General features: G+C 63.6%; 20 protein-coding genes and 1 riboswitch. Of the genes, 11 read left to right on the top strand and 9 right to left on the bottom strand.

What is annotated here, in order from left to right; genetic code table 11:
• Positions 1-94: 94 nt before the first annotated feature.
• From O987_RS19890 to O987_RS19905, 4 genes are all read left to right on the top strand, one after another.
• Positions 95-2,959 (top strand): ImpA family metalloprotease, encoded by a 2,865-nt coding sequence (locus O987_RS19890; protein ID WP_235214187.1) that lies wholly within the window; start codon positions 95-97, stop codon positions 2,957-2,959.
• 173 nt (positions 2,960-3,132) lie between these two features.
• The gene (locus tag O987_RS19895; protein WP_043374308.1) at positions 3,133-3,699 is read left to right on the top strand and encodes a hypothetical protein; all 567 of its coding nucleotides are present in this window, start codon (positions 3,133-3,135) and stop codon (positions 3,697-3,699) included.
• A gap of 15 nt (positions 3,700-3,714) precedes the next feature.
• The gene (locus O987_RS19900; protein ID WP_043374311.1) at positions 3,715-4,428 is read left to right on the top strand and encodes a DKNYY domain-containing protein; all 714 of its coding nucleotides are present in this window, start codon (positions 3,715-3,717) and stop codon (positions 4,426-4,428) included.
• A 73-nt stretch (positions 4,429-4,501) separates the two neighbouring features.
• On the top strand, positions 4,502-4,951 hold the full coding sequence (locus tag O987_RS19905; RefSeq protein WP_043374315.1) for a hypothetical protein: 450 nt from the start codon (positions 4,502-4,504) through the stop codon (positions 4,949-4,951).
• 116 nt (positions 4,952-5,067) lie between these two features.
• Here the strand turns inward: O987_RS19905 and thiC are convergent, their stop codons facing one another.
• Complete coding sequence (gene thiC / locus O987_RS19910) at positions 5,068-7,002, bottom strand: phosphomethylpyrimidine synthase ThiC (RefSeq protein ID WP_043376701.1); 1,935 nt, start codon at positions 7,000-7,002, stop codon at positions 5,068-5,070.
• Positions 7,003-7,257: 255 nt separating this feature from the next.
• A riboswitch (TPP riboswitch) is annotated at positions 7,258-7,375 on the bottom strand.
• Positions 7,376-7,444: 69 nt separating this feature from the next.
• Positions 7,445-8,116 carry a nitroreductase gene (locus O987_RS19915; protein ID WP_043374317.1) on the bottom strand — a complete coding sequence of 224 codons (672 nt, stop codon included), beginning with the start codon at positions 8,114-8,116 and terminating at the stop codon, positions 7,445-7,447.
• Between the two features lie 184 nt (positions 8,117-8,300).
• Here O987_RS19915 and O987_RS19920 point away from each other — a divergent pair, with 184 nt between their 5' ends.
• Complete coding sequence (locus tag O987_RS19920; protein ID WP_051962218.1) at positions 8,301-9,521, top strand: ABC transporter substrate-binding protein; 1,221 nt, start codon at positions 8,301-8,303, stop codon at positions 9,519-9,521.
• A gap of 137 nt (positions 9,522-9,658) precedes the next feature.
• On the opposite strand, the gene O987_RS19925 is transcribed toward O987_RS19920, so the two are convergent.
• The 3 genes from O987_RS19925 to O987_RS19935 form a co-directional block, all read right to left on the bottom strand.
• On the bottom strand, positions 9,659-10,318 hold the full coding sequence (locus tag O987_RS19925; protein WP_043376703.1) for a nitroreductase: 660 nt from the start codon (positions 10,316-10,318) through the stop codon (positions 9,659-9,661).
• Positions 10,319-10,487: 169 nt separating this feature from the next.
• Complete coding sequence (cysE, locus tag O987_RS19930; protein ID WP_043374322.1) at positions 10,488-11,324, bottom strand: serine O-acetyltransferase; 837 nt, start codon at positions 11,322-11,324, stop codon at positions 10,488-10,490.
• Between the two features lie 37 nt (positions 11,325-11,361).
• Positions 11,362-12,162, bottom strand: coding sequence for an RNA methyltransferase (locus O987_RS19935; protein ID WP_043374324.1), 801 nt, complete (start codon positions 12,160-12,162; stop codon positions 11,362-11,364).
• Positions 12,163-12,418: 256 nt separating this feature from the next.
• Between O987_RS19935 and O987_RS19940 the strand changes: the two genes are divergently transcribed.
• From O987_RS19940 to mutS, 3 genes are all read left to right on the top strand, one after another.
• Complete coding sequence (locus O987_RS19940; RefSeq protein WP_003052937.1) at positions 12,419-13,339, top strand: inositol monophosphatase family protein; 921 nt, start codon at positions 12,419-12,421, stop codon at positions 13,337-13,339.
• A gap of 197 nt (positions 13,340-13,536) precedes the next feature.
• Positions 13,537-14,610 (top strand): sterol desaturase family protein, encoded by a 1,074-nt coding sequence (locus O987_RS19945; protein ID WP_043374327.1) that lies wholly within the window; start codon positions 13,537-13,539, stop codon positions 14,608-14,610.
• 106 nt (positions 14,611-14,716) lie between these two features.
• Positions 14,717-17,383, top strand: coding sequence for a DNA mismatch repair protein MutS (gene mutS, locus O987_RS19950; RefSeq protein ID WP_043374329.1), 2,667 nt, complete (start codon positions 14,717-14,719; stop codon positions 17,381-17,383).
• Between the two features lie 62 nt (positions 17,384-17,445).
• On the opposite strand, the gene O987_RS19955 is transcribed toward mutS, so the two are convergent.
• Entirely contained in the window at positions 17,446-19,371 is a 1,926-nt protein-coding gene (locus O987_RS19955; protein WP_043374331.1) for a methyl-accepting chemotaxis protein, read from the bottom strand.
• 273 nt (positions 19,372-19,644) lie between these two features.
• Here O987_RS19955 and O987_RS19960 point away from each other — a divergent pair, with 273 nt between their 5' ends.
• Positions 19,645-20,628: a proteasome-type protease gene (locus tag O987_RS19960; RefSeq protein ID WP_003052908.1), complete on the top strand. Its 984-nt coding sequence runs from the start codon at positions 19,645-19,647 to the stop codon at positions 20,626-20,628.
• Positions 20,629-20,688: 60 nt separating this feature from the next.
• The gene (locus tag O987_RS19965; protein ID WP_043374333.1) at positions 20,689-21,564 is read left to right on the top strand and encodes an alpha/beta hydrolase; all 876 of its coding nucleotides are present in this window, start codon (positions 20,689-20,691) and stop codon (positions 21,562-21,564) included.
• A gap of 136 nt (positions 21,565-21,700) precedes the next feature.
• On the opposite strand, the gene O987_RS19970 is transcribed toward O987_RS19965, so the two are convergent.
• Entirely contained in the window at positions 21,701-22,525 is an 825-nt protein-coding gene (locus O987_RS19970) for an undecaprenyl-diphosphate phosphatase (protein WP_043374335.1), read from the bottom strand.
• 213 nt (positions 22,526-22,738) lie between these two features.
• Here O987_RS19970 and O987_RS19975 point away from each other — a divergent pair, with 213 nt between their 5' ends.
• Positions 22,739-23,017, top strand: coding sequence for a PsiF family protein (locus O987_RS19975; RefSeq protein WP_043374337.1), 279 nt, complete (start codon positions 22,739-22,741; stop codon positions 23,015-23,017).
• A 72-nt stretch (positions 23,018-23,089) separates the two neighbouring features.
• Here the strand turns inward: O987_RS19975 and O987_RS19980 are convergent, their stop codons facing one another.
• On the bottom strand, positions 23,090-24,349 hold the full coding sequence (locus tag O987_RS19980; RefSeq protein WP_043374340.1) for a PepSY-associated TM helix domain-containing protein: 1,260 nt from the start codon (positions 24,347-24,349) through the stop codon (positions 23,090-23,092).
• On the bottom strand, positions 24,349-26,538 hold the full coding sequence (locus tag O987_RS19985) for a TonB-dependent receptor (RefSeq protein WP_043374342.1): 2,190 nt from the start codon (positions 26,536-26,538) through the stop codon (positions 24,349-24,351). The genes O987_RS19980 and O987_RS19985 overlap by 1 nt, the downstream gene beginning before the upstream one ends.
• Positions 26,539-26,622: the final 84 nt, after the last annotated feature.

The following is a 26,622-nucleotide window of genomic DNA, read 5'->3' on the forward strand; positions in this document are numbered from 1 at the left end:
CGCGGACAAGGCTACACTGCGCCGCGCCTTATCGGCTTTACGCCTGTTTCACTACCTAAAAACAGGTAGTTTCTTTGACCCGTAGCAGCGCAGCATGACTGCGAGTTACGGCGCCCTGACTTCCAAACTCATGTTTCCACGCTGGACTCTGACTCTCCTGGCAAGCCTTGCCCTGACCGCCTGCGGCGGCGGTGGCTCTGGCGACTCCTCCCCCTCCACGCCTCCTGGCACCGAAACCCCTGTGCAGCCCGGCACTCCCGGCGTCACGCCTCCCGAGGTCGCACCTCCGGAAGTGGATCCGCCTGCGGTGCTGCCGCCGGTCACCGAGCCGCCGACCAGCAGCCGCATAGAACAGGCCTTGCTTGCCGGCAACAGCCGCCTGCTGCAGGCCGAAGACCAGACGGAGCTGCTGCAATCGGCCACGCAGTTGATCCAGCAAACCCGGCTGCAGCAGCAAAGACTGCTCGCCCAGTTGCTGGATGACAGCACTGCCGCGGCCCTGGACTTCGGCAACAACAGCCAGCGCGTCAGCCCCTTGCTGTCGACCAGCGCCAGCCCGCTGCTGGTGGCCAACAACGGCAATGTGCTGGCCAGCATGGCAACGTCCCAGAATGGCCGCGCCCTGGCCTATGGCAAAGACCTGATGGGACAGCTCGCCACGGCCTCGGGCGCCAATCAGGCGCAGTTGCCCCTGTTCAAGCGCAGCTTCACCTGGCTTGCCACCGGCAAGGCGCAAGGTCCGCTGCCGGCCACGCTGCGCATGGCCGCGCAGAATTACAGCCAGGCCTCGGTCACGAATCTGGTCGCCCGCCTGAGTAGCAAGGCCGAGATGGTGAGCTGCGCCATCACCGACCCCGCCAACAACTGCTGGGAAAGCATCGATGTCTTTGTCTTCGGCCAGGACACGCCGTTCTCGGCATCGCTGAGCAACCAGGTCAGCCGCTACCTGCAGGCCGGCAAGGGCGTGATCTATCTGCACAGCAACTGGGGGGACTCGGCCGGCGGCCGACAGGTGCTTCAGGCCATGGGCATGGAGCTGGGCGGCTACGCCGGCAATTACTGGGCGCCCGCCGACGGCTACCAGATCGGCGGCAGGACCGCTGCCCAGCAGCGCCAGGCGGCCGACAGACTGGGGGCGCATGAGTCCGCGCTCGCAGCGCTGAAAAACGGCAGCAGTGCCGACTTCTCCGCAGACACCAGCCTGATCGGCGCTCTCGACGGCATCCGCAACGATCTGCTCGGCCAGGAAGGCCAGGGCATCAACCTGTTTGCCGACAACTACTATCTCAAGCCCTATATGGCGGCGCATCGCCGCCTGGTGCTCTGGGCCGATCTGGCACGCCAGCAGGTGGACTATGCGCAGGTGCGGCGCTCCGATGCCAGCACCTTTTTCCGCACCATGGCGGCCGACACGCTGAGCTATGCCGTGCGCGAGCATGAAAGCACGCCGCTGAATTTTGCCGACTGGATGCCAAAGGCCTCGGCCAGCCTGGCCACCAGCGACAGCTGGGAAACCATCGAGGTCACCATTGCCCAGACCGATGGCCGCACGGCCATCGGCCGCGGCGCCGTGCCGGGCAAGACCGTGCAGGTGCAGATCGTGGATGCCGCGGATGCGGCACTGGCGCTGCGGGTGGGCAATATCCGCACGCGCGGCAATCCTCTGGCGCAGGAAAACTACACCCGACCACGCTTTCCGGATGGGCACCAGGCCCGCCTGAGCCCGGGCCAGACGCTGAGCTACAGCACGGCCTGGGGCGGTCCGCTGTTTCTCAACTACTCGGGAGCCAAGGCCGGCAGCGTGGTCAAGCTGCGCGTGCGCGGCAGCGTCAAATACGCGCATTTCGACTTCACGCGCAATCCCGGCGCACAGGAGATCGACGAGGCCGTGCAGGCACTGCAACGCGGCGACTTTGGCTGGCAGACCTCCAAGATGGTGGGGGGCGAGGTACAGCAGACCATTGGCTACGCCCGAAGCGCCATCGGCAGCCACCATCCGCGCACCTATGTCGTGGAGCGCCTCAAGGGCATGATCTTCGACAGCAACCACCTGGCCAACGGCTACAACAATATGAGTGCCAGCGCCAATGTGAACAACGTCTGCGCCACGCTGGGCTGGGATTGCCGCGGCAGCATCCAGCGCGCCCCCGGCGTGCAGCATTTTGTCGGCTGGCTGGCGGCCTGCGGCTTTCTGTGCTCGGGCAATCCTTCGGACGGCGCCGCCGGCCTTGCCCCCGGATGGGGCTGGTGGCATGAGCTGGGCCACAACACCGTGATGCGCCATATGACACTGCTGACCACCGACGGCGGCGGCTGCCCTGTGGAATGCGACAACAACATCCTGGCCAATGCCAGTGCCCTGCGCCAGTACGCCATCACCAACGGTGCCGAGAACAACAGCGGCGAGCGCATCGACCATAAGAAGCTCTACCTGGACATCCAGGCGGCACGCGCCACGGGCAAGACCGGCGATGCTCTGCAAGCCGATATGTTCCAGCGCTTCTGGACCAAGGCCAACAAGTCCGACAACGCCATGCGTGCCGTGCACTTCCAGCTGGCCTTCATCTACACCCGGGAACGCCTGGGCCAGGCCCAGCCTCAGCCTGCGGATGTGATCGACTTCCTGGGCCTGCTGGGTCGCGGCGAGCGCCTGATCTATGACAATGCCTACTGGAGCGCCAACAAGAACGCACTGGGCATGAAAGACTATGCCAGCCGGGACATCAGCAACCATGAGCTGCTGTATGTGCTGTCCAGCCGCATCATCGGCCGCGACATGCGCCAGGTCTTTGCCCATTACGGCATTCCTCTGAGTCCGGTCGCTCTGAGTTCGATCGCCGCTCATGGCATGCCCCTGCTCGCTCCCGAGTTCTACGCCATGGTGCCCGGCAAGGGCAACCAGCTGGAGCTGGGCCGCTGGGTGGATCTGACGGGGGGCGTTCCCAGCTACCCTTTCTAAGCCAAACGCCGCAGACCCTGCGGCATCGCCCAGCAAAAAAGGCAGGCCCAAGTGCTTGCCTTTTTCATTTCGATAGCCAGTTGGCGCAGACTGGTGCCCGTCGCCTGTCAATCTGCGCTTCCGCGACCGGAAGAGGATTGCGCGCCGGACTCGATAAATTCGCCTGAGCCAAGATGCAACTGATCGATCAATACCTTCCCACCTTCCAGTTCCAGGAGCGCCATACCCTCATCTCGGACCTGCCACCCAAAATATTGCTGGATGCGGTCATGCTCCCCGGCACCACGCAAGACCCATGGGCCAAGGGCTTTATCCGGCTGCGCGAGCTGCCCGATCGTATGCTTGGCAGGCTGGGGGCAGAAAGCGGACTGAGCCAGCGCCCGGCTTTCGGCCTCGACGACTTCATGCCCCTGGGTCGCGACGCGGATCGAGAGCTGGCCTTCGGTCTCCTGGGACGGTTCTGGCAGTGCGACTACGGCCTGGTCCGACTGCAGGAACCTGAAGCGCAGTTTGCCCGCTACACCGAGGCCAACCTGGCCAAGCTGGTGCTCAACTTCAGCACGGAGCCGACGCCCGAAGGCCAGACGAAGCTGGTGACGCAAACCCGGGTGCATTGCACCGATGGCAGCGCCCTGCGCAGCTTCACCCCCTACTGGTGGTTGATCCGACCGGTCAGCGGTTTGATCCGGCGGCGCCTGCTCACCCGAATCCACAGGGTCGCAGGATCTCTCCATGAATAAGCACAGGCCGCAACAATGAGCTGGAAAAAACTGGCCGATCTGCCCGGGCAGAAAGTGATTGGCACTTACGGCAGCGAGCTCTGGGCCTTGCGGGCGGCCAAAGTCTGGCATCAGGGACGCAGGCTGGCGACCGCCGACGCGGCGAGCTTCGAGATTTCTGTAAATCAGCAATTCATTGCCAGAGATGCCTGCAGCATCTTCCACGCCTGGAGCCGGCTGCCGAATATCGACCGGAACAGCTTTCGCCAGCTGGGCATGTATTGGCTGGACCGCAGCAGCATCTATTTCGAGTACGAAACCTCGCTCAAGCCGCTTGCGGGTAGCGACCCTCTGACTTTTCGCGACCTGGGCGGCGGCTATGGATCCGATGCCCAGGCAGCGTGGTACTGGGGCAGAAGAATGAAAAACTGTATCCGCAGCCGCCATCTGCAGGTGATGCCGGACAATGATCTCTATGCCAGCGACGGCGAGCAAATCTATTGCGACGGCAAGCCTCTGCGTGGCGCCAATCCTTTGCGCTGGCGGATTCTGAACTCCGGATTCTCCGGCGACGACCAGGCCATCTACTACCTGGAGCGCAAGCTGCCGCGTGCGGATCCGCCCTCCTGGCAGCATATTCATGGCGCATGGTCCAGAGACAGAATACATGTCTTCCATATGCATCTGATCGAGAAGAATGCCGTGCCGCAGTGCCCGGACCCGGCCTGTGCACCAAGCTGCAGCCGATAAGATCCCGCCCAGCGCGCAAGGCAATGTCCCGGATGCAGGGGATTGCCTTGCAGCCCACATACAAGGAGAGACGATGAAGTACGACGACGCGTCCTGGCACTACGGCGGGGATTTTCCGGCCGATCTTCCGCAGGCCGCGGGCGCCACGCATATCGGCATGTTTCTGGCCTGGCTGATCCGCAACGACTACGCCAGCCAGGAGTTGATCGAAGAAGCCGAAGAGGAGATCGAGCTGCTGAAGAGCGAGAAGCTGAGCGGTGCCCAATTCCTGCTGCGCGTGCTCGACGAGAAGTTCACGGACCAGGAGCTGAACGAAGAAGGCAATGCCTTTGCCGTGGCCTATTACCGAGGCGAGGACCACGACAGCAGGTTTGTGGATGATTATTTCGAGGAGTTCGGTGTCGACGGACAGACCATGTATGGCGTGAGCGACGACTGGGAGCAGTTCCACCGGATTGCACCGAAGATCGATGCCCGATATCAAGCCTGGGTTGCAGCCGGTCGCCCCGAATACGTGATCTGACCTTCAGGCTCAGGCAAGCCTCACTCACAAAAAAAGCGCAGCCAGGGACTGCGCTTTTCATTGGATGGCTGCCAGCGCTTGATGACCAGGCGCTGCAGCCCTGCTGCCAGCTCAGATCAACGCGCCGTGGTGTCCGATGCGATGGGAATATAGAAATCCCCACCCGCCTTGTTGAACTCCTGGGCCTTGGCCTTCATGCCCGCGGCAATGCTGTGCTCGGCGCTCATGCCCTGCTGCTTGGCGAAGTCGCGCACTTCCTGGGTGATCTTCATGGAGCAGAACTTGGGTCCGCACATGGAGCAGAAATGGGCCACCTTGGCACTGTCCTTGGGCAGGGTCTCGTCGTGGTAGGCCTGCGCCGTATCGGGATCCAGTCCCAGGTTGAACTGGTCCTGCCAGCGGAAGTCGAAACGCGCCTGTGAAAGTGCATCGTCGCGCGAGCGCGCACCCGGGTGGCCCTTGGCGACGTCGGCGGCATGGGCCGCGATCTTGTACGCGATGATGCCCTGCTTGACGTCGTCGCGGTCAGGCAACCCCAGATGCTCCTTGGGCGTGACATAGCAGAGCATGGCCGTGCCGAACCAGCCGATCATGGCCGCGCCGATGGCCGAAGCAATATGGTCATAGCCGGGAGCGATGTCGATGGTCAGCGGGCCCAGGGTGTAGAACGGTGCCTCGTGGCAGTGCTTGAGCTGCTCGGTCATGTTCTGCTGGATCATGTGCATGGGCACATGGCCGGGGCCTTCGATCATGGTCTGCACATCGTGCTTCCAGGCGATCTGCGTCAGCTCGCCCAGCGTGGCCAGTTCGGCAAACTGGGCATCATCATTGGCATCGCTGGCGCAGCCGGGGCGCAGGCCGTCGCCCAGCGAGAAGCTCACGTCGTACTGCTTCATGATGTCGCAGATGTCTTCGAAGTGCTCGTAGAGGAAGCTCTCGCGATGATGGGCCATGCACCACTTGGCCATGATGGAGCCACCGCGCGAGACAATGCCGGTGCGGCGCTGGGCCGTGAGGTGGATATAGGCAAGGCGCACGCCGGCGTGGATGGTGAAGTAGTCCACGCCCTGCTCGGCCTGCTCGACCAGGGTGTCGCGGAAGATCTCCCAGGTCAGGTCTTCGGCAATGCCGCCCACCTTCTCCAGCGCCTGGTAGATAGGCACGGTGCCGATGGGCACGGGCGAGTTGCGCACGATCCAGTCGCGCGTGGTGTGGATGTTCCTGCCGGTGGACAGATCCATCACATTGTCCGCGCCCCAGCGAATGGCCCAGACCAGCTTTTCCACCTCTTCCTCGATGCTGGACGTCACGGCCGAGTTACCGATGTTGGCGTTGATCTTGACCTTGAAATTGCGGCCGATTGCCATGGGCTCGATTTCAGGGTGGTTGATATTGGCCGGAATGATGGCGCGGCCGCGCGCCACCTCGTCGCGCACGAATTCGGGCGTGATGATCTTGGGAATGCTGGCGCCCAGGCTGTTGCCGGCCAGACGCAACTCGCGCGCCGCGTCCTGCTGGTACTGCGCCATCCATTCGCGGCGGCCGTTCTCGCGCAGGGCCACATACTCCATCTCGGGCGTGATGATGCCGCGCTTGGCATAGTGCATCTGGGTCACGTTCTGGCCGGATTTGGCTCGACGCGGCTGACGCTGTAGCGCGGCCGCCTCGGCACGCAGCTGGTCAACGCGCGCATCTTCCTCGCCGCGCTTGCCGCCGTCGTCCAGCGCCACACGCAGGCGACCCACGTAGTACTCGCTATCGCCGCGCGCTTCGATCCAGGCAGCACGCACACTGGGCAGGCCCTGGCGCACGTCGATCTGCACGGCGGGGTCGGTGTAGGGGCCCGAGGTGTCGTAGACGCTGACCTGCTCTCCATTGGTGAGTGCAATGTCGCGCACCGGCACACGCAGCTGGGGGTGCAATGCGCCGCTCAGATAGCTCTTGGTCGATGCCGGAAATGGCTGGCGCGACTGGGCCAGCAACTCGGCAAAACGGGCAGCATCGGGGGCATGGCCTGCAGCAGGCGTAAAGATGGAATCAGGGGCGTTCATCGCAGTCTCCTCAAAGCGGTTGAAATGCATCAAACGCTCCGTGGAGTGCGGCCCTGCTCTGATCTTGCCCGGCACTGGCCCTGCCCGCTATGGGGTGTCCGGTCTGTGCCGCCGAAATTCTGCAATTTCGGCCTGGTTCTTCACGCACCGGCTGCCCAGAAAAGACAAAACCCCAGTGCGCGAGGCGCCTGGGGTTTGCTGTGCCCATGGTTTTCAGGGCTGGCACTGGTGCCGGCTGTCCTGTCCATAGGCCCTGCGTCAGGGTCCCGCTCTTCTTCCGCCGGTATGAACCGGATCAAGTTCGTCGGGTTCGCCTGCACTGTTTTCACAGTGACTGGCATCTCAGCGCTTTCGCACACCCCGGAGCTGCACGCAGTATAGGCTGGTTTTGCCGCAAATGCCGCGACATGGACACGGTTTAACTATGCTGACCTTGGGGTGCCTAATCCGCGGCCTCGTCCAGCCCTTTCAGCGCCAGCCATTCATGGCTGGCCGCACGGCTTGCGCGCCACTGGTTGATGGGAGCGCTGATGTCCTCGTAGCCCAGGGCGATGCCGAAGGCAATCTGGTAGCCCTCTGGCAAGGCCAGTTGCTCGATCAGCATATCGTTGTACATTCGCCAAAAGCCCTGGGCGCAGGTGGCCAGGCCATGCTCCACGGCCAGCAGCATGAAGGACTGCAGGTAAATGCCCAGATCCACCCATTGCGCATAGCCCATGCGCTCTTCCACGGCCACAAAAATGCCCACGGGAGCACCGAACATCTGGCCGTTCTTGGCCAGCTGGGCCAGGCGCGCGGCCTTGTCCTCGCGGCCGATATTGAGTGAGCGGTACAGATCCTCGCCATTTTCAAAACGGCGGCTGCGATAGGGCTCCCACAGTCCGGGCGGATAGGACAGGCCGGGACGCGCAACCGCCTCTGTCTCTCTGGCCCTGGCACATAGATCCTCGAGCGCCTGCCCGCCCACGGCGGTCACACGCCAGGGCTGCATATTGCCGCCGGACGCGGCCTGCGCCGCAGTCTCCAGCAAGTCCCGCACCGTGGCTGCGGCCACGTTCCGGGGCAGAAAAGCGCGGACCGAGCGGCGCTGCTGCAAGGCTTGACGAATATCCATCTCTTGTTCTTTCCAAAATTGCTGCACTGCAGTGTAGAAGCTTGCGGCATTTTCCCGAGTCGCGCCGGATACCTTGCGCGAGCCGCCCCGGTGCTTGCCCTGATGGCGCGGCCTGCGTCAGCTGCGACCATGCTGGCTGCCCGTCGCAGTGACCGGGTACTCACCATCTCAGGAGATGACTCTGATGAAGCCTCGCTCTGTTTGCTCCGCTACCGCTTTCTCCCCCAGAACATTGACGCTGGCATTGGGCTGCCTGCTGGCCGCTGCAGGCGCTCAGGCGCAGGACAAGATTCGCATCGGCTTCATCACCGATATGTCGGGCCTCTACTCCGATGTGGACGGCAAGGGCGGTGCTCTGGCCGTGCAGATGGCCGTGGACGACTTCGGCGGCAAGCTGCTGGGCAAGCCCGTCGAGGTGCTGACGGCCGACCACCAGAACAAGGCCGATATCGCGGCCAGCAAGGCGCGCGAGTGGTTCGACACCCAGGGCATGAGCATGCTGATCGGGGGCACTACTTCCAGCGCCGGTCTGGCCATGGGCAAGGTGGCCGATGAAAAGAAAAAGGTCTACATCATCAACGGTGCCGGCACCTCGGCACTGACCAACGAGCAGTGCAGCCCCTATTTTGTGCACTATGCCTATGACACCGTGGCACTGGCCAAGGGCACGGGCAAGGCCGTGGTGGAACTGGGCGGCAAGAACTGGTTCTTTCTGACGGCGGACTATGCCTTTGGCCAGGCCCTGGAAGCCGACACCACGCGCGTCATCAATGCCTCCGGCGGCAAGGTGCTGGGCAATGTAAAGCACCCGCTGAACACGGCTGACTTCTCCTCCTTTCTGCTGCAGGCCCAGAACTCCAAGGCCCAGATCCTGGGCCTGGCCAATGCCGGCGGCGACACCATCAATGCCATCAAGTCGGCTCGCGAGTTTGGCCTGACCAAGACCATGAAGCTGGCCGGCCTGCTGCTGTTCAGCTCCGACATCCACAGTCTGGGCCTCAAGGCCACGGAAGGCCTGATGTTCACCGACAGCTGGTATTGGGACCTGAACCCCGAAAGCCGCAAGTTCTCGGATCGTTTCTTTGCCAAGTTCAAGAAGATGCCCACTTCACTGCAGGCCGCCAACTACTCGGCCGCCATGCAGTATCTGAAGCTGGCCGAGAAGCTGGGCACGACGGATGCCGACAAGATCATGGCCGGCTTCAAGGCCACGCCACTGTCGGACTTCTATGCCAAGGGCGTGATTCGCCCCGATGGCCGCTATGCCCACGATATGTATCTGCTGCAGGTCAAGGCGCCGGCCGAATCGAAGAAGGCCTGGGATTACTTCAAGGTGCTCAAGACCCTGCCCGGCGACCAGGTCTTCACCACCAAGGAAGAGAGCAAGTGCGCGCTGTGGAAGTGAGTCGCCGCCATTGAGCAAGCAGCCGGGCTGCCTGCATGGAGCCCGGCCTCATGGCTTGCGCTTCATCGGCGGCCCGGCCTTCCTGCCACATAGGCAGAAGCATCAAGCGCCCGCCTGCACCGGCATCGAGACAAGGCTTATTCGAACCCGCGCAGCTCGCACCAGTCCTCGGGCGCAGCCCTGGTGGAGCGCCACTGGTTGACGGGCGCGGCGCTGTCTTCATAACCCAGTGCCAAGCCAAAGGCAATCTGGTAGCCCGGCGGCAGTGCCAGGTTCCGGCTCACAAAAGTGCTGTAACTGCGCCAGAAGCCCTGGGCACAGGTGGCCAGGCCCTTGTCGGCGGCCAGCAGCATCAGAGATTGCAGATAAATCCCCAGATCCACCCACTGCGCATGCAGCATGCGTTTCTCAACAGCCACGAATACGCCGACCGGCGCACCAAACATCTGGGCGTTGCTGGCCAGCTGCCGCAGCCGCCCAATCCTGTCCTCGCGCCCCATGCCCAATGAGCGATAGAGGTCCTCGCCATTGTCGAAGCGGCGGCTGCGATAGGGCTCCCAGAGCTGAGCCGGATAGACCAGGGCCGCATCGGAGTCAGGGGTCGCCTCGGACATGGCCTGGCGCAATGCCTGCAGACTTGTGCCCGTCAGTGCCATCACGCGCCAGGGCTGGAGATTGCCGCCGGAAGCCGCCAGCCCGGCCTGCACCAGCAACTCCCTGACCTGGGCCGCTCCCACCGCTCTGGACAAAAAGGCACGTACCGAATGACGCTGTCGCAGGGCCTGTTCCACATTCATCATTGCTCGCCTTGGGTTTGAGTTGACAAGCAGTCTTGAGCGGATGGGCAGGGCTTGCGCCCCTCAAATCGACTACGGGCAAGCACCATGAAAAAAGCCAGCGACAGGCGCTGGCTTTCACTATCAAAAAAAAGAAGCATCAATCGCTTTACAGATACGCGTTTGAGGCCTACTTCCCTAAAATCTGATCGATCTTGTCCTTCTGAAAGGCCTCGGGGCGCTCGGACTCGCGGGGCACACAGTCCTTGACATGACCCTGGATCGAGAGCTTCTCGATGGCGGCCCATAGCAGCGCGATCTGCTTTTCGTGACCGGCTGCGCCTTCGGACAACGAACGCATGGCCTGGGCCACGGGGTCGACTTCGGCCGTCACGCCATAGGCGGTAAAGCCGCTCTTGCCGCAATCCTCGTCGAGCACAACAGCCGCTTGCGCCTTGGCCTCGACCTTGGGAGCCAGCTCATGCTCGGTCACATCGGCGCTCTGCCCGGTCTTGCTGGGAATGATGCGCGCCGGAATGCCGACGGCCGTGGCACCTGCGGGTACGGGCTTGATGACCACGGCATTGCTGCCGATCTTGGCCCCATCGCCCACCTCGAAGCCGCCCAGCACCTTGGCGCCGGCACTGACCACCACGTTCTTGCCCAGGGTCGGGTGGCGCTTGGCCCCCTTGTACAGCGAGGTACCGCCCAGGGTCACACCGTGATAGATGGTGCAGCCATCGCCCACCACGGCGGTTTCGCCGATCACGACACCCATGCCGTGATCGATGAAGACCTCGCGACCGATGACGGCACCAGGGTGGATTTCAATGCCGGTGAACCAGCGTCCCATGTGCGAGATGAAGCGGCCCAGCCATTTGAAGCCATGCGTCCAGCACCAGTGTGCAGGGCGCTGCAGCCAGATGGCGTGCAGCCCCGGATAACAGGTGATGACCTCCCAGGTGCTGCGGGCCGCAGGGTCGCGGTCAAGAATGCACTGGATGTCGGAGCGCAGGCGAGCAAGCATCAAATAACAACGTGAGGAAGTGTTTAGCTTGTGAAGTCTAGCGGGTTGGTGGCTGGCTCTGCAGCATGGCTTTGGCAACACCGCGAAGAATATGGATTTCTTCCTGGGTCAGCTGCGCGCGGTTGAAAAGCTGGTTAAGCCGGGGCATGAGCTTCTTGGGCGCTGCCGGGTCCAGAAAGCCGATATGGGCCAGGGCCTGCTCCCAATGGCCCAGCATGCCCTGCACCTGGGCCATGTCGGCGCGATGCACCTCGGGCGTGTGCTCCACCACGGGAAAGCCGCCAAGCGCCGTGCGCCAGTCATAGGCGACGACCTGAATCGCCGAGCCCAGATTGAGCGAGCCGAACTGCGGATTGGACGGAATCGACAGCGCCACGTCGCAGCGGTAGACATCGTCGTTGCTCATGCCAAAGCGCTCGCAGCCGAACAGAAAGGCCACGCCCTTCTGGTTGCAGACCGCACCGGGCGTGGGCTGGTTATCGGTCAGACCAGCGTCCTCAGCAGGTATGGCGCGCGTATCCAGCTCTCCTTTCAGGAGCAACTCGAAATGCTCGCGCGGCGTGCGTGTGGGCGGGCCGAAGTCACGCGGCGTCATCGCCGTGGCGCACATATGGCTGATGCCCTCCAGGGCTTCATCCAGGGTATCGACCACGCGGGCCCTGTCCAACACGTCCAGTGCGCCGCTGGCACGCTGGATGGTCTCTTCCTTGCGCAACACGTTCTTGTAGCGCGGGCGCACCAGCACCAGGTCGTCGAAGCCCATGGTCTTGAGCGCTCGGGCAGCCGCGCCCACATTGCCGGCATGGCTGGTTTCAATCAGTACGAATCGGGTTTTCATCAACGCAGAACAATGCAAAAGGCCCCACTTGTGGCCTTGATAAGACAGCAGCCTACGCGGCCCGTTCTCTCTCGTATCCGCAAGTGCCGCAGAGAAGACCCTCGGGTCGCCGGGACGAACAAGCAAAAAAAGCGCAGGCTGGGTAGAATTGCGCCCATTGTCGCCGCCCCGCATCGCCGGTCGCGGCTTTTACGTTCTTACCCGCGTAGTTCAGCCCAGTTTTGCTCCGGCTGCATCGCCAACGCACTCACAATTTATGTCGAACTCCCTGCACCCCATGCTCAACGTGGCCATCAAGGCTGCTCGCGCCGCTGGCGCCCTCATCAACCGTGCCGCACTGGATGTGGAATCGGTGCGCGTTGCGCAAAAGCAGGTGAACGACTTTGTGACCGAGGTAGACCAGGCTGCCGAGCGCATCATCATTGAGACGCTGCTCAACGCCTACCCCCAGCATTCCATCCTGGCCGAAGAATCGGGCAGCGAGCACGGTGCCAAGAACTCAGACCATGTCTGGATCATCGATCCCCTGGACGGCACCACCAACTTCATCCACGGCTTCCCCGTTTACTGCGTGAGCATCGCCCTGGCCTACAAGGGCAAGATCGAGCACGCCGTGATCTATGACCCCAGCCGCAACGACCTGTTCACGGCGACCAAGGGCCGCGGCGCCTATCTGAACGAACGCCGCATCCGCGTCTCCAAGCGCACCCAGCTGCGCGACTGCCTGATCTCCACTGGCTTCCCCTTCCGCCGTGGCGACAACTTCAAGCAATACATGCTGATGCTGGGCGACGTCATGCAGCGCACCGCCGGCGTGCGTCGCCCCGGTTCGGCCGCCCTGGATCTGGCCTATGTGGCAGCCGGCTTTGCCGACGGTTTCTTTGAGTCCGGCCTGTCCATCTGGGACGTGGCTGCCGGCTCCCTGCTGGTCAGCGAGGCCGGTGGCCTGGTGGGCAACTTCACAGGCGAAGCCGACTTCCTGGAGCAACGCGAAATCCTGGCGGCCAACCCCCGCATCTACGGCTCGCTGATCCCCGTGCTCGGCAAGTACAGCAAGTTCGCCAGCGCCGGCGAAAAGGCAGCCGTGCGCCAGGCCGTCAAGAGCGGTGAATTCGAAGCCCCCGCCGAAGAAGGCGCCGAGGCTGCTGCCGAAGAAGGCCAGAAGAACGCTGAATAAAAAAGGCGGTCGCCCCACGACTGCGGAAAGGGCCTGGTCCGGTGGATCAGGCCCTTTTTTTATTGCGGCCGCTCCGCTCCAGCCCAATCAATGCCTCTTGACCACACGCAAGGGACAGGCGGCGGAGTCTGCGCCTCTCCACAGAATCCACAAACTCCCGGTCCAGAATCTGCCCGACGACAAATGGGCAGAACAATATGATGGATTTCTTCAGCCAGCACTGGACGCTGGCCATTGACTGGGTATCCGTGCATGCGGTGACTCCCGTGGTCAACGCACTCCATATTGCCGAGGCAGCGGGCGATCCGCGCGAGATTGCCGCCGGCATTCTGATCGCGCTGCTGCAGCTGTTTCTGATCGGCTGTGTGATGCGGCCGCTGGAGAGCCTGCTTCCCGCCGAGCACTGGGCCGACCGCCGCCACACCACCGTGGATCGCAACTACACCCTGCTCATGCTGCTGGGCCTGTTTCCGCTGTTCAGCTTTCTGATCCTCATGCCGGTCGCCCATATGCTGGGCGGCGGCCCGTCCACCTCGGAAGCCAGCGGCCTCAAGGCCTGGGTTCCCTGGTTTGAAGAGCACCCCTATGTATTGTTTGCCGTGTACTACGTGGTCTACGACCTCACGTATTACTGGATGCACCGCGCCCAGCACGTCATTCCCTGGTGGTGGGCCATGCACAGCATGCACCACAGCCAGCGCCAGATGAGCTGCTGGAGCAATGATCGCAGCAACTATCTGGACGGCATGCTGCAAAGCTTTGTGCTGGCCAGCGTGGGCCTGGCCATGGGCGTGGAGCCATCGGAATTCGCCATGCTGGGCCTGCTCAGCGAGCTGGTGCAGAACTTTTCCCACGCCAATGTGGCGCTGCGCCTGGGCTGGCTGGGCCGGGCGGGCGAGCGCCTGCTGGTTGGCCCGCGCTTTCACCGCAACCACCATATGCTGCGCGATGCAACGCGCCCCGAGCGCCACAACTGCAACTTCGGCCAGGTCCTTCCCTGGTGGGATCAGCTGTTCGGCACCGCCCTCTATCACGATGAACAGCTGCGCCCCACGGGCGTGAGCGACCCGGAAGTGGATGCCGACAACGAGCGCGGCGTGATCGCCATGCAGTGGTACACCCTGAAGCGCTTCTGGGGCGCGGTCAGCTGCCGCGCCGGCTGGCGGCTGGGTGATGTGTCCTTCGGGCCGGGCTACCGCCCCATTCATGACGACGATCAGGGCTCTGACCCTCAATCCGAGCAAAGCGTTCAGACGGCCTCTGCCAAATAGCCAAAAAACAGCCATGCCCCCTGCTATTGGGCATCACGGATAATGGAGCATTCGGCGCCCGCCCAGCACCGGTGTGGCGCCCCATGTATTGCATACCGCTGAAGCGATGACCCAGAAAAGCACAGAAACCCCGTCGCTGGCCAATTTTCCCGATATGACTGACCTGTCGGCACATACGCCGATGTTCCAGCAATATCTCCCAATAAAAGCGCAGTATCCCGACACCCTCGTTTTCTATCGCATGGGTGACTTTTACGAGCTGTTCTTTGGCGATGCCGAGAAGGTCACGCGCCTGCTGGACATCACGCTGACCTCGCGCGGTCAGACAGCCGGCCAGCCCATTCCCATGGCTGGCGTGCCGTTTCACGCTCTCGAGAACTATCTGGGCCGCCTGATCAAGATGGGCGAGTCGGTGGCGATCTGTGAGCAGGTCGGAGAGATTGGCGCAGGCAAGGGCCCGGTCGAGCGCAAGGTGGTGCGTGTGGTCACGCCCGGCACGCTGACGGACAGCGAACTGCTGTCCGACAAGAGCGAAGCCATCCTGGTCGCCGTGCACACCGCCGGTCGCCAGCGCTGCGGTCTGGCCTGGATGGCCGTGACCCAGGGCCGCATCCATATGGCCGAATGCGCGGCCGATGAACTGGGTGCCTGGCTGTCGCGCATTGCGCCCAGCGAGGTGATCTACAGCGCAGGCGTCACCGAGCGCTTCGAGCAGGCATTGTTTGCCGTCAAGCACAGCAGCGCCATCAGCTGCCCTCTGTCTCCTCGCCCCGACTGGCAGTTCGACTCTGGTCTGGGCGAGCGCAAGCTGCTGGAGCTGCTGGGCGCGGCCAGCCTCAAGGCCTGGGAGGCAGAAGGCCTGCCGCTGGCCCATGGCGCCAGTGCCGCACTGCTGTCCTATGCAGAACATACCCAGGGCCGCAACCTGACCCACATCCACGCCATCCAGGTGCAGCGCGACGACGAGCTGATTGCGCTGCCGCTGGCCACGCGCCGCAATCTGGAGCTGGTCAAGACGCTGCGCGGCGAAGATTCGCCCACGCTGTTCTCCCTGCTGGACAGTTGCATGACCGGCATGGGCAGCCGTCTGCTCAAGACCTGGCTGCTGGAGCCCGAGCGTAATCGCCAATCCGCCATGCAGCGCCTGGAAGCCATAGGCGTGCTGCGCGGCACGGGAGCGGGCATGGCACCCTGGCAAGCCTTGCGTGCCGAGCTCAAGGGCGTGAGCGATGTGGAGCGCATTACCGCCCGCATCGCCCTGCGCCAGGTGCGCCCGCGCGAGCTGGTAGGCCTGTCCAAAACACTGGAAAAAGCGAAGCTGCTGGCGCAATCCGGACAAGCGCCATCCGCCTATCTGACGCAGATCTTCAACGACCTGATTCCGCCCGAAGGCTGTGCCGAGCTGCTGGCCCGCGCAATTCTCGAAGAACCGGCGGCTCTGGTGCGCGACGGCGGCGTGATTGCCACGGGCTTTGATGCCGAACTCGATGAGCTGCGCGCCATCCAGAACAACTGCGACGAGTTTCTGCTGGAGCTGGAGGCCAAGGAAAAGCTGCTCACCGGCATTCCCAATCTGCGCGTGCAGTTCAACAAGGTGCATGGCTTCTATATCGAGGTCACCAACAGCTACAAGGACGCGGTACCCGAGCGTTTTCGCCGCCGCCAGACGCTCAAGAACGCCGAGCGCTACATCACGCCCGAACTCAAGGCCTTCGAGGACAAGGCCTTGTCGGCCCAGGAGCGAGCGCTGCAGCGCGAGAAGTTCCTGTTCGAGCAGCTGCTCGACCAGCTTCAGCCCCATGTCCCCCAGCTCACGCGCGTGGCCCAGGCAATTGCCGCACTGGACGTTCTGTGCACGCTGGCCGAGCGCTCTCTGACGCTGAACTGGGCCGAGCCGCAGTTCGTCAGCCAGCCATGCATAGAGATCGAGGCCGGTCGCCACCCCGTGGTGGAAGCACGCATGGCCGAGACCTCCAGCGGCAGCTTCATTGCCAACCACACGCGCATGAACCTCAACACGCGCATGCAGATCATCACCGGCCCGAACATGGGCGGTAAATCGACCTATATGCGCCAGGTGGCCTTGATCGTGCTGCTGGCCAGCATGGGCAGCTATGTGCCGGCCGGCGCTTGCCGCCTGGGGCCCATCGATGCCATCCACACGCGTATCGGCGCCGCCGACGATCTGGCCAATGCCCAGTCCACCTTCATGATGGAGATGACCGAGGCCGCGCAGATTCTGCATTCGGCCACGCCCCACTCCCTGGTGCTGATGGACGAGATCGGCCGCGGCACCAGCACCTTCGACGGACTGGCCCTGGCCAGCGGCATTGCCAGCCAGCTGCATGACAAGACCAAGGCGTTCACGCTGTTTGCCACGCACTACTTCGAGCTGACCGAGCTGCCCGCCAAGGCCAAGGCCGCCGTCAACGTGCATGTCAGCGCTGCAGAGTCGGGCAGCGACATCGTGTTTCTGCACGAGATCCAGGCCGGCCCCGCCAGCCGCAGCTACGGTATCCAGGTGGCCAAGCTGGCCGGCATGCCCGCAGGCGTTCTCAACCATGCGCGCCATGCACTGGAAGCCCTCGAATCCCAGGCCGGCGAGAACGAGCTGCAGGTCAATCTGTTCGATGCACCGGAGCTGGTGGACGCCAGCGCCGCCCTCAGCCCGCTGGATCAGGCCATGGCCGACGTCAACCCCGATGCACTGAGCCCGCGCGAAGCGCTGGAGGTGCTCTACCAGCTCAAGAAACTGAGCACCAGCGCCGCCTAAGAACATGTCCTAAGCCTTGCGGACTCAAGCCCGGGCCCGATCTCTTCAGGCCCGGCTTGCGTTCAGGCCTCCAGCAGCTGCGGCTGCCGCTCCTGCACAGACGGGCGACCCTGGGGCCTGTCACCCAGCTTGAAGGCAGACACCTCGCCCATCAGGCGTGCGGCCTGCTCGCGCAGGCTGACTGCCGCAGCGGCCGACTGCTCGACCAGGGCGGAGTTCTGCTGCGTGGCATCGTCCAGCCCGGCCACGGACTGGTTGATCTCGGCAATGCCGCGCCCCTGGGTCTGCGAAGCATCGCTGATCTCCTCGATGATCCGCGTCACCCTGGCCACGGCGTCCAGCAGTTCCTGCATGGTGGCGCCCGCATGCTCCACCTGCTGCGATCCGCTGCCCACCTGGGTCACGGAGTCGGTGATGAGCTGGCGCACCTCCTTGGCGGCCTCGGCCGAGCGCTGGGCCAGGCTGCGCACCTCGGCCGCCACCACGGCGAAGCCCCGGCCCTGCTCACCGGCACGCGCGGCCTCCACCGCCGCATTCAGCGCCAGGATATTGGTCTGGAAGGCAATCGAGTCGATCACACCGATGATGTCGGCAATCTTGCGCGACGCGTGGTTGATGCCTTCCATGGTCACCACCACCTGCTCGAACGCTGCACCGCCGCGCTCGGCCACGCCGCGCGCCGACTGCGCCAGCTCGCCCGCACTGCGCGTGGCCTCGGTATTGGCCTGCACGCTATCCGTCAGCACCGACAGCGATGCCGCCGTCTGCTGCAGGGCACTGGCCGCCTGCTCGGTGCGCTGGCTCAGATCCTGGTTGCCCTGGGCCACCTCTGAGCTGGCCACGGAAATCGAATCGGCGGCCTGGCGCACGGCCCCCACCATGCGCTCAAGCGACGAGACAAAGCGGTTGAAGGCCGAGGCCAGCGCCCCCACCTCGTCATTGCTCTCCACCGGCATGCGACGGCTCAGGTCGCCATGGCCATCGGCAATCTCCTCCAGCATCCGCGCCGCGCGTCCCACAGGTGCCGCAATCGCCCGGCTCACCAGCCAGATCACCAGCAGGCCTATGCCGCCGCCCACGAGGCCAGCCACGGCCGAGGTCAGCGCGATGGTGCGGCGCACGCCGCCCAGCACCTGGGCCTCGGGCAGCTCGGCAATCACATACAGGTCCAGCTCAGGCACGTAGGAAGAGGCAATCAGCTGCCGGCCCGAGGGCGTCTCGTACATGGCATGGGCAAAGCGCTCGCGGTTCAGCAGCGCAGCGCTGAGCCCGGCACTGAAGCCGGGCCGGTCCTTGAGCCAGTGCTTGCCGTCCACCAGCGCCGGGTCGCGGTGCACGAGAATGCTGCCGTTGCCGCGCACCAGGGAGACCGAGCCGGACTCACCCACCTGGTAGGCGCGCACGGCCTGGGCCAGCCCGTCCACCGACAGGCCCAGGCCCGCAATGCCCTGCCTGCCCTGGCCCGCATCGAAGCGGACATTGATGAACAGCATATAGGCGTTGGAGCTGACGTCCTTGTCGATCTCCAGCACCTGCGACTTGTCGCCGGCCAGCAGCTCGTAGAACCACTGGTCGCCCTGGCCCTTGGGCGCCAGCCTGCGCGTCACCCCCTGCTCGCCAAAGTACTGGCCCGTGCTGCCCGACACCCAGAACACCGAGGAGGCCCCGGCCTGCTGCTTGACCGCCTGGGCATATCTGGCCCACGCGGCATTGCCGTCCTCGGGTTCGCCCGCAGCTTCCCAGTCCAGCACATAGCTGTTGCCGGCCAGGGATCTGGCCATGGCCAGCGGCGTGCCGATCTGGCGCAGGATGTCGTTACGGATCTCCCCCACCACGGCCGGCAGCTCCTGTCCCACCACACGCTCGCGCAGGCTGGCGCCTGTCAGCACAAAGCCCAGCGTCGTGGAAATCGCCACGAACAGCAGCAGGCAGGCCAGCATGCTGGACATGAGCTTGGTCCGTATCGACAGGTTGCGAAATGCGTGCATGGGAGACCCTCTTCTAACCAGCTGTAAGCAAGTGTTCTATCAAGGGGCGGCATCTTCTCACGCATACAGGCTCTGCATCTCAGGGACTTCCTCAGCCCGGCCCTGCACACGGGCTTGGATGGGGCACCGGCAACAGTTACAGGGCCGCCACCGGCGTTATTAAAACCCTTCTAAAATCACGTGGCAGCCTGCGTTTGCAGCTATCTATTTAGAAGCACTCAGCGCTTGCTGCGCCTGACATTCATACGTTTTTCATTATTGTCTCTATCACCCATGACATACTGCGTCGCCCTCAAGCTCAACGCCGGCCTGGTGTTTCTGTCCGACTCCCGCACCAATGCAGGACTCGACCAGATCAGCACCTTCCGCAAGGTCATGCTGTACGAGCAACCGGGCGAGCGCTTCATGGTGCTGCAATCGGCCGGCAATCTGTCCATCACCCAGTCGGTGCGAGAGCTGCTGGAGAGCTTTCAGCTGCACGACACGACCACGGACGAGATGCTGACCATCTGGAATGTGCGCAGCATGTTCGATGCCGCGCGCGTGCTGGGCGCGGCCGTGCGCCATGTGCATGAGCGCGAGGCCACGGCCCTGCAGCGCGCCGGGGTGGACTTCAATGTCTCCATGATTTTCGGCGGCCAGATCCAGGGCGAGCGCATGCGCCTGTTCCAGGTCTATTCGGCGGGCAACTTCATCGAGGCCACGGGCGAGACGCCCTACTTCCAGATCGGCGAATCCAAGTACGGCAAGCCCGTGCTGGATCGCGTCATCACCTCCGAAACCCCGCTGGACGAGGCCGCAAAGTGCGCGCTGGTGTCCATGGACAGCACGCTCAAGTCCAACCTCTCGGTGGGCCTGCCGCTGGATCTGATCGTCTACGAGAACAACCGCTTCGCCACGGACCGCATTGTCTGCCTGGACGCCGACAATCCCTATCTGCGCATGCTGCACGACAGCTGGGGCGAGCGCCTGCGCCATGTCTTCGACAGCATCGACGACCCGGCCTGGGACGGCGGCCAGACCGATACGCCGATTCGCATCCACAGCCCGCGCGCACATCCGCTGGTCAAGGTCGGCGCGCCCGTCGCCTCGCGCTCGGCCCATGGGCTGGGTGCAGGCAATAATCCGCCCGCCGCACTGCGCCAGCCCGTGGTGCCGGCTCAGGCGGGCCTGAGCATGGCCGATGAATACCAGCGCCTGCAGACGGCAGAGGAGCAGGCGCGCATGCAAAGACAGGCGGCGCTGTCCAGGCGCTAAACTGATCGACACATCCAACGCCCCCATGGGGCGTTTTTACTGTCCAGCCTGTCCCGCGCCATGTCCCAGCACACTGCCACTGCCAGTACGACGAACACCCTGCCCGTGGTCTTCGCGCATGCCAACAGCTTTCCCATAGGCACCTATCGCCTGCTGTTTTCGCTGCTGCGCCAGCGCGGCATCGAGGCAGGGGGCGTGCAGCGCTTCGGCCATGACCCGCAGCGCCCCGTCACCAACCACTGGCCGCATCTGGTGGACGAGCTGATCGAATACATCGAGCAGCAGGTCGAGCGGCACGGCCGGCCGGTCTATCTCGTGGGCCACTCGCTGGGCGGCATTCTGAGTTTTCAGGCGGCCTCCAAGCGCCCCGATCTGGCGCGCGGCGTGCTGCTGATCGACTCGCCCCTGCTGGGCGGCTGGAAGGCGAACGCCGTGGGCCTGGCCAAGCAGACGCAGATCGTGGCCTCGGTCTCCCCGGGCAAGATCAGCCAGCGCCGGCGCACCACCTGGGCCAGCAACGAGGAGGCGCTGGAGTATTTCCGTGGCAAGAAGGCCTTTGCCCAGTGGCACCCGCAGGTGCTGCAGGACTATGTGCAGCACGGCCTGGAGGACGACCAGGGCAAGCGCAGCCTGCTGTTCAGGCGCGAGGTGGAAACCGCCATCTACAACACCCTGCCCAGCAATCTCAACAACCAGCTCAGGCGTCACCCCGTGCGCTGCCCGGTGGCCTTCATCGGCGGTCGCTCGTCGGTGGAGATGCGCCAGGTGGGCATGGAGATGACGCAGCGCATCACCCGCGGGCGCATCACCATGCTCGACGGCGGCCATCTGTTCCCCATGGAGCGGCCCGAGGCCACCGCCGCCGCCATCGAGGCTTCGCTGCTCAATATGGAGCAGACCATTCTGCAGAAATCCGCTGGCAGCATCCATAAATAGATAGCTTGTACCGCCTGCCGTATCTGAATTTCAGCATCAAAACCATCTGAAATTCAATAGAAACAAGCGCTGGCAGCTATGAAAAAAGCCGCTTGCAATCACGCAAGCGGCTTTTTTGCGAACAGCGCCCAGTCGTTCAATGGTGCCAGTCCACGATGCCGGTATAGGCCGTCACCAACACGATGACGCCGAAAACGATGCGGTACCAGGCAAAGGGCACAAAGCTGTTGGTGGAGATAAAGCGCAGCAGCCAGCGCACGCACAGCCAGGCGCTGATGAACGAGAAGATCAGGCCCACGGCAAACAGCGGCACATCCGCCATGGACAGCAGCGCGCGCTCCTTGTAGAGGCTGTAGACGCCCGCGCCGATCAGCGTGGGCATGGCCAGGAAGAACGAGAAGTCGGTGGCCGCCTTGCGCGACAGGCCCATGAGCATGCCGCCGATGATGGTGGAGCCGCTGCGGCTGGTGCCGGGCACCAGGGCAAAGCACTGCACCAGGCCGACCTTGAGCGCATCGAGAGCCGTCATATCGTCCACCGACTGCACACGGGTGGCAGCGGCCGGCCGGTTCTCGGCCCAGAGAATCACGAAACCGCCGAGTATGAAGGTGGTCGCCACAATGACGGGCGTGAACAAATGCTCCTGCACGTATTTGCCGAACAACAGCGCCAGCACCACGGCAGGCAGGAAACCGATGAAGACGTTGAGCGCGAACTTCTGCGCCTGGCGGCTGCTGGGCAGCTCCACCAGTGTGTCCCGGATCTTCTGCCAGTACACCAGCATCACGGCAAAGATGGCCCCGGTCTGGATCGCAATCTCAAACACCTTGGCCTTGCCGCCAACGAAGCCCATCAGCGACCCCGCCAGGATCAGGTGGCCGGTTGAGGAAATCGGCAAGAACTCGGTCAGCCCTTCCACAATGCCCATGATGGCGGCCTTGACCAGCAATAAAGTATCCACGCGAATCGTCCTTTGGATGCAGGGTTGAAGCAAAGGCGCTCATTATCCGCTCGCCATTTTCCCGTTCGCGCTCACAAGACCTTTTCCGGCCGCCGATCGACAGACAATCGCAAACTTTTACAAGACACGGTCGACGCTTCTGGGCAAAGTCACGCGCTTGTGCTGCAATAGCTGCGCGCCGGTTGTCGGCGTTTTTTCAAAAATCACACCATCATGAAAAAATTTGTGGTCCTGGCTATCGTGTCCCTGGCCTGCAGCATGAGCATGGCTGCCAGCGACAAACCCAAAACCGCCCAGCAGCAGCTCATGGGCACCTGCAATACCGAAGCCACTGGCAAGAAGGGCGATGAACGCAAGGAGTTCATGAAGTCCTGCCTGTCCGACGGCAAGAAGCGTCAGCAGGAACGCATGAAGAGCTGCAATGCCGACGCCACCGGCAAAAAAGGCGACGAGCGCAAGGCCTTCATGAGCGAGTGCCTGAAGAAGGACTGAAGGGCCTGAGCGGCTTTGCCGCTTCCGCGCCGCGCGCAATGCACAAAGCCACCGCGAGGTGGCTTTGTGGTTTCAGGCGGAGGCAGTTGCCAGGGCCGTTCGCCGGGCGCGGCGTTTTTTCCACCAGATGACGACGCCGGTGATGGACAGCATGGCCACCATCACGCCGACCACCGATATCAGCACACGCCCGAAGGTGCCCAGGATGCGGCCGCTGTGCAGCGGCAGCTGCAGCTGCACGAACACATCGGCTCCCGTGCCGTGCCAGGGACGATAGCTGCCCAGCACCTCGCCGCTTTCCGAGCTCACATAGACATTGGACAGCCCCATGCCCATGGCCCCGGTCTCGTCGTCGGGATCGAAGAAGGACACGTTGTAGAACGGGAAATCCCCGCCATACCAGATGCCTCCGGCCTCGGTCTTGATGCCCAGCTGCACCGCCTCCTTGCGCGCGATTTCGATGGCCGTGGCAAAGCCGATCTTCGGCTCGATGAAGCTGCCGAAAGGCGCAGGCTTGAGCGTCTCGTAAGGGCCGGGCGTGGTGGTGGAGACCTTGCTCATCACCGGGTAGAACACCTCGCGGTAGAGGTTGATCGAGAACGAGGTAAAGGCCACGATGACGATCACGCTCCAGATCCACAGCCCGCCGGCGCGGTGCAGATCGAAATTGAGCTTGTAGGCACCGGCGCCCCAGCGTATGCGCCAGGACGGCATCCAGCGCGCCCACCAGGACTTGCCGCCAGCCTTGGCGGGCGCGTCCTGCGCCCCGGCCGCAGCCGCCTTCTTCTTCACCGGCAGGGTCAGCACCAGCGCCCAGAAGCTGTCGGCCAGCCACAGCAGCGCGAGACCACCCATGAACCAGTAGCCCCAGCGGTTGCTGCCCGCAAACGTGGGACTGAGCAGGCTTTCATGCAGATGGCGCAGCCAGGGCATGAGATTGCGCCAGCTCAGGGCCAGGCTCTTGGAGTCACGGTGGCCGGTGATGGCACCCGTCACCGGGTCCACGAACACCGTGTTGTAGCCGAGCACATGGGGCTTGCCCGTGGCCTGGTCCACCAGCGGGCGCACCAGAAAGGAAGCCGCCTCGCCTTCGCGCAGGCCCAGGCTCATATAGGAGATCTCGACGCGCGCATCGGCGGCCTGCACGGCCTGGGCCAGTTGTAGCGGCGTCTGCAGCGGACCGCGTCCCGCCGTGTGTAGCATGTCGGCGTTGAGCCAGTCGTCGATTTCATGATCCCACGAGAGCACCGCCCCCGTGAGACCGGTCATGACCAGGAAAGCCGCGAGAAACAGGCCTACCCAGCGATGAACCACGGTCCACAAAGCGCGCATCAGAAGTCCACGCTGGCGGTCAGCGAGAAGGTACGCGGTGCGCCCTGAACCAGATAGCCGTTGGTCGCATAACCGCCGACCGAGGCCCAGTAGTTGCGGTTGGCCACGTTGTCCACGCGTGCATTCAGTGTCACCAGCTTGCCGCCGACGTCCATCAGGTAGCGGGCGCCCAGGTCAAAGCGGGTCCAGGCCGGCACGCGCTGGGTGTTGCCTGCATTGGCGTACTGTGCGCCGGTATACATCAGCCGTGCATTCAGTGCCAGGCCGCGCACGCCCGGCACATCCCAGTCAGCGCCGATATTGGCCTGACTGCGGGGCACGCCTACCACGCGCTTGCCATCATTGGCGCCACTCGCCGTGGTCACGTATTTGGCGTCCAGCAGGGTCAGGCCACCGAGCAGGCGCAGGCCCTTGACGGGCTCGCCGAACACATTGAACTCCAGACCGCGGTTGCGCTGCTTGCCGAACACGCCGTAGACATTGTTCTCCACATAGGCGCTGGGCATGCTGGTGGTGAAGAAGGAGGCGCTGGCACCGATATTGCCGCCGTCGTATTTCAGGCCCGCCTCCTTCTGACGGGAGACATAGGGAGAGAACACCTGGCCTGCGTTGGTGACGACCTGACCACCGTTGGTCATGGGCGCGCTGCCACCCTTGGCCAGCCCTTCGATGTAGTTGGCATAAGCCGACACCTCGGGGGTCAGCTTGAACACCAGGCCCGCCACCGGCGTCACGCGGCTCTTGTCATAGCTGCCCGAGCTCGCGCCCGTCGTGGCATCGAAGCCGTCGACCTTGATGGTCTGGTAGCGCATGCCCACCGTCAGCAGCAGGCGCTCGTCCATGAAGCCCAGGGTATCGGCCAGCGCCAGGCTGCTGGTCTTGATACGCTCGGTCTCGCGCGGGCTGCCCAGTATGCCGCCCAGTCCGTTATAGGCAGGCGCAGGCAGGGCCACCGGGTTGTAGATGTTGTTGCTCTGGCCGGTTGCATAGTTGTAACCCCAGGCATTGCGTTCGCTGGAATCGAAGGCCGACAGCGAAGCCACCACCGAATGCTTGACCGCGCCGGTTTCAAACTTGCCGCGCACACCCAGCTCGCCGGTCTTGACGCGGTTCTTGCGCGTGTTGTCGAAGCGGTTGACCACGGCATCGCCAGCCGCGCTGGACAGCGTCAGGCCCGACAGCGCGTTGTCCTCGCTGCCCCGGCGCATGCCTACAGCGGCCCAGCCGGTCCATTGGTCGTTGAAGTCGTATTCCCCGCGCACGGTGCCGAACAGGTCGCGGCTGTTGGAGTAGGTCCAGGGCTGGGCGTAGTTGGTCTTGCTGTCAGGAGCAGCCGGAATGGGCAGATTGCCCGAAGGCGTCAGCGAGGGACGCGGCGCCGTCAGCTTGTGCTCCTGCCAGCCCAGATCGGCCGACAAACGTGCACGGCTGCTGCGCCAGTCCAGGCCCAACGAACCGACAGTGGTGTGGACCTTCTCACCGCTCACGCCGGTGCCGCCGCTGCGACGCGCAAGATTCAGGCGCACACCGGCTGCATCATCGGGGCCGAAGCGGCGGGCCACATCGGCTGCGGCATAAGCCTGCCCGCCGCTGGCGCCACCCAGGGTGACCCGATTGAGCGGCTCGTTGCCGGCGCGCTTGGGCACCACATTGATCAGGCCGCCCAGACCGCCGCCGCTGACGCTACCGGCACCCGCGCCGCTGAGAAAGGCATTCGCTCCGCGAAACACTTCCACGCGCTCCACAAACTCCGACGCCATGTATTGGCGCGGCACCAGACCGTACAGGCCGTTATAGGCCACATCATCGGAATACAGCACAAAGCCGCGCACAAAGTAGGCCTGCTGGAAATTGCCGAAGCCGCGCGCCGAGCGCACGCCCGCATCGTTGAGCAGCACGTCGCCCACACTTTTGGCCTGCTGATCCTGAATCAGATCGCTGGTATAGCTGGTGGCGGAAAACGGAGTCTCCATCATGTCCTGGTTTCCCAGCACGCCGACACGCGCGCCGCGCGCAACCTGCCCGCCCGCAAAAGGCTTGGCCAGACCCTGGGCCGAAGCATCGGCGCTGGCCTCCACGGTCACGGTCTGCAGGGCAGCTTCTGATTCAGTGCTGGAAGTCTGGGCAAAAACGGTCTGCTGGCTGCACAGTGCGAGGGCAGCCAGGGAAATCGGTCGGAGCAGGAACATTTTTTAAATTATTGAGAATGATTTTCAGAATCGTTAATTTTAGTAATCAATTCCATCCAGATGCCAAACACCCTGAAATCTCAA

Origin of the sequence: Comamonas testosteroni TK102 (assembly GCF_000739375.1) — a bacterium.
In the GTDB taxonomy this organism is placed as follows: domain Bacteria; phylum Pseudomonadota; class Gammaproteobacteria; order Burkholderiales; family Burkholderiaceae_C; genus Comamonas; species Comamonas brasiliensis.